Below are 9,079 nucleotides of genomic sequence, written 5' to 3' on the forward strand. Positions count from 1 at the left end.
CACATCTGGTACTTCAAGGGCGTTCCCTCGCGCCTGGGCTACCTGCTCGACATGGCGCCGAAGGACCTCGAGAAGGTCATCTACTTCGCCGCCTACATGGTGATCTCGGTCGATGAGGAGGCGCGTCACCGCGACCTCCCCACGCACGAGAACAACCTCCGCCTGGAGATGAAGAACCTCGGCGACCGTCGGGATGCGCGTATCGCGACCCGGCTGCAGAAGCTGGAGGAGGAGCTCGCCTCGCTCGAGGACGAGGGCGCCAAGGCCGATCAGAAGAAGAAGGTCAAGGACGCGGCCGAGAAGGAGATGACCTCGATCCGCAAGAACGCGGACGACTCCATCGCCAAGCTCGAGCGCGTGTGGGAGGAATTCCGCACGCTGGAGGTCGGCTCGCTCAAGGGCGAGGACGAGATCTTCCACGAGCTGCAGGACCGCTTCGGGCAGTACTTCGAGGCGCACATGGGTGCCGAGTCGATCCAGCGCCGCCTGTCGGCGTTCGACCTGCGTGCCGAGGCCGAGAGCCTGCACCTGCAGATCGCCGAGGGCAAGGGTCAGCGCAAGATCCGCGCGATCAAGCGCCTGAAGGTCGTCAACTCCTTCCTGCAGACGGGCATGAACCCGTCGGCGATGGTGCTGGATGTCGTGCCGGTGATCCCGCCGGAGCTCCGCCCGATGGTTCAGCTCGACGGCGGCCGCTTCGCGACCTCCGATCTGAACGACCTGTACCGCCGCGTGATCAACCGCAACAACCGCCTTCGTCGCCTGATCGACCTCGGTGCGCCGGAGATCATCGTCAACAACGAGAAGCGGATGCTGCAGGAGGCCGTCGACGCGCTGTTCGACAACGGCCGTCGCGGCCGCCCCGTCACCGGCACCGGCAACCGCGCCCTGAAGTCCCTCAGCGACATGCTGAAGGGTAAGCAGGGTCGTTTCCGCCAGAACCTGCTCGGAAAGCGCGTGGACTACTCGGGCCGTTCGGTCATCGTCGTGGGCCCGCGCCTGCAGCTGCACCAGTGCGGTCTGCCCAAGCAGATGGCGCTGGAGCTGTTCAAGCCGTTCGTCATCAAGCGCCTGATCGACCTCGGTCACTCGCAGAACATCAAGGCCGCCAAGCGCGCCGTCGAGCGTTACCGCCCCGAGGTCTGGGACGTGCTCGAGGAGATCATCCGTGAGCGCCCGGTTCTGCTGAACCGCGCCCCCACGCTGCACCGCCTCGGCATCCAGGCCTTCGAGCCGCAGCTCGTCGAGGGCAAGGCCATCCAGCTCCACCCGCTCGTGTGTGCGGCGTTCAACGCCGACTTCGACGGTGACCAGATGGCCGTGCACCTGCCGCTGTCTGTCGAGGCGCAGGCCGAGGCCCGCGTGCTGATGCTCGCGTCGAACAACATCCTGAAGCCGTCGGACGGCCGCCCGGTGACCCTGCCCTCGCAGGACATGATCATCGGTCTGCACCACCTGACCACGGTCATCGAGGGCGCGACCGGCGAAGGCCGCGTCTTCGGCTCGGTCTCCGAGGCGATCATGGCCAAGGACGAGGGCACCCTCGACCTGCAGGCCAAGGTGCGCATCCGGGTTCCGGGGCTGACGTTCCTCGAGGGCGAAGCGCCCGAGGGCTACGACCGTCACGGGCTGCTGGATGCCTCGCTCGGCCAGGCGATCTTCAACGACGCCCTGCCCAAGGGCTACCCGTTCGTGCGCGAGCAGGCCGACAAGGGCAAGCTGTCGCAGATCGTGAACAAGCTCGCCGAGGAGTACCCCAAGGTGGAGGTCGCCGCGACCCTCGACCGCATCAAGGACGCCGGCTTCTACTGGGCCACGCGTTCGGGTGTGACGGTCGCGCTGAGCGACATCCTCACCCCGCCGGAGAAGCGCGAGATCGTCGCCAAGCACGAGAAGCAGGCCGCCAAGGCGCAGTCGCAGTTCGAGAAGGGCCTCATCACCGACGCCGAGCGTCGTCAGGAGCTCATCCAGATCTGGACCGAGGCGACCGACGAGGTGCAGAAGGCGATGCGCGCGCACTTCCCGGAGAGCAACACCATCAACCGCATGGTGTCCTCGGGTGCACGTGGTAACTGGCTGCAGATCCGCAACATCGCGGGTATGCGTGGCCTGGTGAACAACCCCAAGGGTGAGATCATCCCGCGCCCGATCATCTCCTCGTACCGCGAGGGCCTGTCGGTGGCGGAGTACTTCATCGCCACGCACGGTGCCCGCAAGGGCCTCGCCGACACCGCCCTCCGCACCGCGGACTCCGGTTACCTCACGCGTCGCCTCGTCGACGTCTCGCAGGATGTCATCATCCGCGAGGAGGACTGCGGCACGAACAAGGGTCTGGAGTTCGTCATCGCGGCCGCCGGTTCCGACGGCGAGCTCGTGCGCGACCCGAACGTCGAGAACTCGGTGTTCGCCCGCACCCTGGCCGTCGACGCGGTCGATGCGAAGGGCGCGGTCGTGCTCGAGGCGGGTTCGGATGTCGGCGACCCCGAGATCAACCAGCTCATCGCGGCCGGTGTCGAGAGCATCAAGGTGCGCTCGGTGCTGACCTGCGATTCCGCGGTCGGTGTCTGCGCGCAGTGCTACGGCCGTTCGCTGGCCACCGGCTCGCTGGTGGACATCGGCGAGGCCGTCGGCATCATCGCGGCCCAGTCGATCGGTGAGCCCGGCACCCAGCTGACGATGCGCACCTTCCACACGGGTGGTTCGGCGTCGGCGGATGACATCACGCAGGGTCTGCCCCGCGTGCAGGAGCTGTTCGAGGCGCGCACCCCGAAGGGTGCCTCGCCGATCGCCGAGTCCGACGGACGCATCACGATCGACGAGACCGAGAAGAGCAAGAAGGTCATCCTCACGCCCGACAACGGCGACGAGCCGCACGTCTACCCGGTGCTCAAGCGCGCGACGCTGCTGGTCGAAGACGGCCAGCACGTCACGGTCGGTCAGCCCCTCCAGGTCGGCACGCTCGACCCGAAGGAGATCATGCGCGTGCAGGGTGCCCGCGAGGTGCAGAAGTACCTCGTCGGCGGCGTGCAGGGCGTGTACCGCTCGCAGGGTGTGCCGATCCACGATAAGCACATCGAGGTCATCGTGCGCCAGATGCTGCGGAAGGTCACCGTGGTCGACCACGGCGACACCCCGCTGCTGCCGGGTGAGATGGTCGACTTCAAGCGGTACCAGCAGATCAACCGCGAAGCCGTCACCCAGGGTCAGCGTCCTGCATCGGGCCGCCCGGAGCTCATGGGTATCACCAAGGCGTCGCTCGCGACCGAGTCGTGGCTGTCGGCCGCGTCGTTCCAGGAGACGACGCGCGTGCTGACGCAGGCCGCGATGGAGGGCAAGAGCGACCCGCTGGTGGGCCTGAAGGAGAACGTGATCATCGGAAAGCTGATCCCGGCCGGCACGGGGCTCGCGAAGTACCGCAACGTGACGGTCGAGGCCACCGAAGAGGCGAAGAGCGAGCGGTACCCCAACCGCATCTTCGCGTCGGACGGTGCCTACAGCGACACCGACCTGAGCTACGTCGACTTCGACAGCTTCTCCACGGACGACTTCAGCGGCAACTACAATTGAGTCGTGTGGGCTCAATGCTGGGCAGCAGCGTTGAGCCCACACCGACTCAAGGTCGAGTAGCGGCTTAGCCGCGTATCGAGACACAAGTCGAATCGACGGGCCCCGGCAATGCCGGGGCCCGTCGTCGTTCCGACGTACGGTGGAAGGCGCGACGGAAGGGGTCGACGGATGGCGCGCACGGGCGGACGGAGCCTGTGGCTCGCCGTACCCATCGGGATGATCTGCCTCGCCGTGGTCGGTGCGCTCGGGTGGCTCGCCGCCCCGCAGATCCCCGGAGTCGTGGGATTCATCGGCGATGCCCTCCGGTTCGGCAGTGCTCAGAACGTGCAGGCCGAGCCGACGGTGCCCCCTGCCGAGGTGATCACGGCCGAGGACTTCTCCGACATCGACTGCCGCGCGCTCTACGCCGACGACCTGTGGGCCGAGCTGGTGTGGAGTCCGGACGCCCTGCTGTCGCAGACCGGCGCCGCGCCCGTCACGGCGGTGGAGGGGCTGAACGATCTGCTGGGACCCGTCGTGGCCGTGACGTGCGGATGGCGCTCGGAGTACGGCACCATCACGACGACGCTCGCGACCGTCGCCGACGACGCGGTCACCGTCGCCGATGCGGCCCTGCGCGGACAGGGGTTCACGTGCGACACCACCGAGACGTCGCTCACGTGCTCGCGCACCGCATCCGGCGAGGTCGAAGTGCACCGCATCCGTGACGGGGTGTGGGTGGCGAGCCGGGAGAGCGCGTGGCATCCCGAGGACTACGCCGCGCGGGTCGCCGACCAGGTCTGGGGCTAGCCCTGGCCCCAGATCGAGGTGATCACCGAGGAGGTGTAGCCGGTCGGGGCGAGGTTGGAGTACCGGGTGTCGATCATCAGGTCGGCACGCCAGAACAGGGTGCGCCCATCGGTGACCGGATAGTCCGGGTTGTCCCACGTCTTCTCGCACCGCGTGCCCCCGTCGGGGGTGTAGCACGTGAACCCCTCGTCTTCGACGAGCGCGTTCAGCTGCTCGAGGGCGGGGCCGCGCGAGAGGGTCTCGATGGTCGTGACGAGACTCGTCGTGTCCGCCGCCGGGTCGCCCCAGATGCAGATGAGCGACCCGTCGGCCTGCACGCCGCTCGGCCCGAACGCGGGGTCGTTCAGCGGGATGCCGTACAGCTGCGCACGCACCTCGGCGTCGAGCAGTGACTCGCAGTCGCTCGGCACCGCCGCGGCGGGCTCGACCGTCGGTGTCGGGGTCGCGCCGGGCGTCATCGACTCGATCGGCGACGGCAGGCCCGACGGGTCTTTCGCGCCGACGGTCGGATCGGGCGTCGGGGTGTCGGCCGGGTCCGGAGCGCACCCGGCGAGGGCGGCGGCGACCAGCACGGATGCCGCCGCCAGGGCGGCGCGGGAAGCGTGGCGGCGCAGCATGATGACACCCTAATCCGATGCCGTGACGCGCGGGAGGCATCCGGGACGAATCCGGTGCCGCAACGCCCGGCACGCCTGCAGGCCGCACGCGCATCCCCGCGATATCTTCGCAACTGCGGGGATCGTCCCCGCGTGAGGAGTGCGATCACGATGAGTGACCCCAAGTCGTCGTACGGGGAGCCGGTCGAAGAGCCCGGCCCGGTGGATGACGTGGTCGGACAGGCCAACGCCGGTCTCGCCGACGCGGAGGCCGCCCGTCGCGAGGAAGCCGCCGCGCAGGCCGCCGCCGACCCCGATCCCCAGGAGCCCGCCGCCGAACCGACATCGACGGAGACCGCCGAGCCGGTGACCCGCGAGCCGGTCTCGGACGAGCCCGCCACCACGGCCTATGACGCGCCCGTGGATGAGACGGTCGTCGCCGCCAACGAGCCGTCGTACACCGAGCGGACCTACGACGTCCCCTCGTGGGCGGAGGAGCCCGCCGCCCAGCCGACGGACGCCGAATCCGTCCATGCGGAACCCGCCTACGTCGCGCCCGCGGCCAGCCCGCAGCCGATCTTCGTTCAGGCACCCGAAGCCCCCCGCCCGCGCGGGAACCGTGCCGCCGCCGGCGCCATCGGCGTGCTCGCCGCTCTCACCTTCGCCGTGCTGTACCTCGCCGCGTGGCTGGGTTTCGGCGCCATCGAGGGTTCGGTCACCGCCGAGACGATCGGCACCGATGCGCTCGAGGCGCTCGCCACGGCATCCCTGTGGGTGCCTGTCGTCGTCTTCTTCCTGTCGTTCTGGCTGCTGGGCGCCATCATCAACCGCGGTCGGTGGGGTGCGTGGGTGATCTTCGGTCTGCTGGTGGGTCTGGCGTCCTACGGCGGTCAGATCCTCGGCCAGCTCTTCCAGGCGCCGTTCTGGCTGCTGACCGCCCGCGAGGGCGCGGCCCTCGTCGAGGAGCAGGTGCTCGCCCCGCTGGCGATCGTCGCCTTCGTCCTCGGCCGCGAACTGACGATCTGGTACGGAGCGTGGGTCGCCTCGCGCGGCAAGCGCGTCACCGAGCTCAACACCGAGGCGCAGCGCGAGTACGAGCGCACCCTCGAGGCGGGACCCCAGCTGGTCCGCCCGTAAGACCGTGACCGCGACGCCCGGCGCACCGGACCCCTCCGCCTCCGGCGGGGGATCCGTGCGACCGGGCGTCGCGGTCGTCTTCGCCACCGTCGGCGACCTCGCGCTGCTGGTCTTCGGGCTCGGCATGACGAGCCTGGTCACCGACGAGTCCGTGATCGCGACGCCCGGTCTCGGTCAGGCGCCCGGGGCGGTGGCCGTCGCCGCGTCGATCGCCGCGTTCGCCCTGACGCTGCTGACCGTCGTGCGCCGACCGCATCCCTCGTACGTGTCGTCGCTGTGGAACGCCGCGGCGACGGGGCTCGCCTATCTCGCCGGCATGTGGATCACCCTGGTGGTCACCGGGTCGGGACTCGGGGCGGCGTCGGCGGTTGCCGGTCGCGTGGCCACGACCTGGTTCGGGCTCGTCATCATCGCCGCGGCGCTCGTGGCGGCGTGGGCGGGCATCGCCCTCGTGCGCACGCGCGCATCCCGCCCCCGCTGGTCGTGGGAGGACGAGGACGACGCATGAATCCGGAGGGCGCAAACCCCGTCGGATCGGGGACGGACGGCTACCGTGGAGGGGTGGAGCGGTCGCTCGAGACGCAGGTGAGCCAGGCGGTGGACGCCTGGCTGCGCTGGCTGCCCCGCTGGGAGCCGGCGACCCACCGTGGCCGCGTCGCGCCGTGTCGGCGCTGCTTCGGATCTCCCGTGCTGTCGGCGGCCGGCCTCGGCGCAGACGTGCCCCACGGCGTGCAGCACGGGCTCTCCACCCGGGTCAAGACGATCGTCGACCACACCGTCGCCGACTACACCGCGCGCAACCTGCCGATGCTGCAGGCGGAGCTCGACCAGCAGGCCGCACGCAACCGCGCCCGCAGCTACCGGCCCGCCGAAGACCTCGACCCCGAGTTCGAGGGGCTGCCGCTGGACCCGGATCCGGTGCCAGGGGCCCCCTTCCTCTTCACCATCGCCGGGCTCGCGGAGGAGGCCGACGCCGACGTTCCGGCGCTGCCGCCGCTGACGGACGAGGCGAAGGCGGCGCTGCGCCAGGAGGTCGGGCTGGCCGACGACTACGCGAACATGGTGGGCAGAGAGGTGTGCTCGATCCTCCTGCACCACCGGCTGCGCATCCAGGCGGCCGTCGCCGAGCTCGTCGAGCCGCAGATCGCCGCGATGCTCGAGGAGCTCACCCGCTCCCTCGACGCCCCCTTCGACGACCCGCCGCCGCTGACCTGAGCCCTGCGTCGCGGCGGGATGAGCCGTGCCCCACGGCGGGATGCGCGGAGCGAGCAGGTCTGCTTGTTAGCATGGGCGGGCTTGCGCCAGGGCAACAGGGGGAGGAACGGTGGCCGCACGCCTGCCTTCTGCGCCGCCGATACTCCCGGGGCTCGCCTACATCCGTCCCCTCGGCTCGGGCGGCTTCGCCGACGTCTTCCTCTACGAGCAGGACATGCCCCGGCGCGACGTCGCGGTCAAGGTGCTGCCGAGCGACGTGCGAGAAGCGGACCTGCGTCGCATGTTCAACGCCGAGGCCGACGTGCTCGCGCGGCTGTCGGCGCATCCGTCGATCGTGACCGTCTACCAGGCGGGCATCTCCGCCGACGGCAGGCCGTTCATCGTGATGGAGTTCTGCCCCGGGTCGCTGTCGCAGCGCTACCGCGTCGAGCGGATGCCGGTGACCGAGGTGCTCTCGATCGGGGTGCGGATGGCCTCCGCGCTGGAGTCGGCCCACCGTGCGGGGCTGGTGCACCGCGACGTGAAGCCCAGCAACATCCTGGTCACGACCTTCGGCACCCCGGTGCTGGCCGACTTCGGCATCTCGTCGTCGCTCATCGGCACGCAGGCCGACGAGGTGCTCGCGATGTCGATTCCGTGGTCGGCGCCGGAGGTGGTCGCGGAGGAGACGGCCGGCACGATCTCGAGCGAGGTCTGGAGTCTCGGCGCCACCGTCTACTCGCTGCTGGCCGGCCGCAGCCCCTTCGAGCGCCGTGAGCGCGGGCAGAACTCCAAGGATCTGCTGCGCCGTCGCATCGCCCGGGCGTCGTACACGCCCATCCCGCGCACCGATGTCCCGGATGCGCTGCAAGACGTGCTCGCGCGGTCGATGAGTCGTATTCCGGCGCAGCGATATGCCTCGGCGCGGGAGTTCGCCGAGGCACTGCAGTCGGTGCAGGAATCGCTCGGGGTGTCGCCGACGCCGCTGGAGGTCCCGGCATCGGAGTGGGCGCCGGGCGCCAACCCGATCGACTTCGCCGACAGCGCGCTGCGCGGACCGGCCCGGTCGCGCATCGAGCGGGAGGTGCGCCGCAAGACCGCGCCGCGCACGGGCGTCGCCTCACTCGCACGCGATGAGGACACCGAGTTCACCTCGCCCGAGCGGGCCCGGCAGCGGATGCTGCCGTGGGCCGTCGCCGTGGCGGCGCTCGTGGGCGCGGTCGGCGTCGTCGCATCCCTGCTGATCGCGGGGGTGATCTGACGTGCGGCGCCGCACCCTGGCCGGCATCGTCGCGGGCGTCGCCGCCGCGGGCGTCGTGCTCACGGCCGGCATCGTCTGGCCGGGTCTGGACGCTCAGGAGACCCCCGAGGTGGACGCGTCCGTGTGGGCGCTGCAGACCGGCGAGGGATCGCGCTACGCCCGCGTGAACACGGCGATCGGCGAACTGGACACGGTGCGCACCGTGTCCAATCCGAGCGAGGTCGCCCAGAACGCCGGCGGGGCGTTCCTGTTCACCGACAGCTGGTCGAAGGTCACGCCGATCGACGGCGCGCAGCCGGTCGATCTGGACGACGAGACGGTGCGGGCGTCGCCGTCGACTCCCGCCGGCACGACGGTCGTGTCCACCGCCGGAGACTACGTCGCCTATCTCACCGACGCCGGCACCGTGTTCGCGGGCGAGATCGCCGGCGACGCGGGGCAGCTCGACCCGTTCGCGGCGGGCGATGACGATGCGCCGCCCTACACCGCCGACGCGATCGCCGTCGCCGAAGACGGCACCCTGTTCGCCTACTCC

Annotated in this window: 8 protein-coding genes; 7 read left to right on the forward strand and 1 reads right to left on the reverse strand. The window is 70.2% G+C overall.

What is annotated here, in order from left to right; genetic code table 11:
* Together rpoC and B4E30_RS07335 are read left to right on the forward strand one after the other, a co-directional pair.
* Positions 1 to 3,567 (forward strand): DNA-directed RNA polymerase subunit beta' (rpoC, locus tag B4E30_RS07330; protein ID WP_286794362.1); only part of this gene is annotated, 3,567 nt, incomplete at its 5' end.
* Positions 3,568 to 3,735: 168 nt separating this feature from the next.
* The gene (locus B4E30_RS07335) at positions 3,736 to 4,356 is read left to right on the forward strand and encodes a hypothetical protein (protein WP_286794364.1); all 621 of its coding nucleotides are present in this window, start codon (positions 3,736 to 3,738) and stop codon (positions 4,354 to 4,356) included.
* Here the strand turns inward: B4E30_RS07335 and B4E30_RS07340 are convergent.
* Positions 4,353 to 4,973 carry a hypothetical protein gene (locus B4E30_RS07340; protein ID WP_286794366.1) on the reverse strand — a complete coding sequence of 207 codons (621 nt, stop codon included), beginning with the start codon at positions 4,971 to 4,973 and terminating at the stop codon, positions 4,353 to 4,355. The genes B4E30_RS07335 and B4E30_RS07340 overlap by 4 nt on opposite strands.
* 150 nt (positions 4,974 to 5,123) lie before the next feature.
* Here B4E30_RS07340 and B4E30_RS07345 point away from each other — a divergent pair, with 150 nt between their 5' ends.
* The 5 genes from B4E30_RS07345 to B4E30_RS07365 form a co-directional block, all read left to right on the forward strand.
* Positions 5,124 to 6,089, forward strand: a complete 966-nt coding sequence (locus B4E30_RS07345; RefSeq protein WP_286794369.1) for an ABC transporter — start codon at positions 5,124 to 5,126, stop codon at positions 6,087 to 6,089.
* A 4-nt stretch (positions 6,090 to 6,093) separates the two neighbouring features.
* Positions 6,094 to 6,597 carry a hypothetical protein gene (locus tag B4E30_RS07350; RefSeq protein ID WP_286794371.1) on the forward strand — a complete coding sequence of 168 codons (504 nt, stop codon included), beginning with the start codon at positions 6,094 to 6,096 and terminating at the stop codon, positions 6,595 to 6,597.
* Between the two features lie 53 nt (positions 6,598 to 6,650).
* The gene (locus tag B4E30_RS07355; protein ID WP_071044905.1) at positions 6,651 to 7,304 is read left to right on the forward strand and encodes a spermidine/putrescine ABC transporter substrate-binding protein; all 654 of its coding nucleotides are present in this window, start codon (positions 6,651 to 6,653) and stop codon (positions 7,302 to 7,304) included.
* Positions 7,305 to 7,413: 109 nt separating this feature from the next.
* Entirely contained in the window at positions 7,414 to 8,544 is a 1,131-nt protein-coding gene (locus tag B4E30_RS07360; protein ID WP_286721335.1) for a serine/threonine-protein kinase, read from the forward strand.
* A 1-nt stretch (position 8,545) separates the two neighbouring features.
* Positions 8,546 to 9,079, forward strand: a 534-nt coding sequence (locus B4E30_RS07365; RefSeq protein ID WP_286794373.1) for a hypothetical protein, incomplete at its 3' end; no start/stop codon positions are given.

This window comes from Microbacterium sp. UBA3394 (assembly GCF_002358725.1).
GTDB classification, from domain to species: Bacteria; Actinomycetota; Actinomycetes; order Actinomycetales; family Microbacteriaceae; genus Microbacterium; species Microbacterium luteum.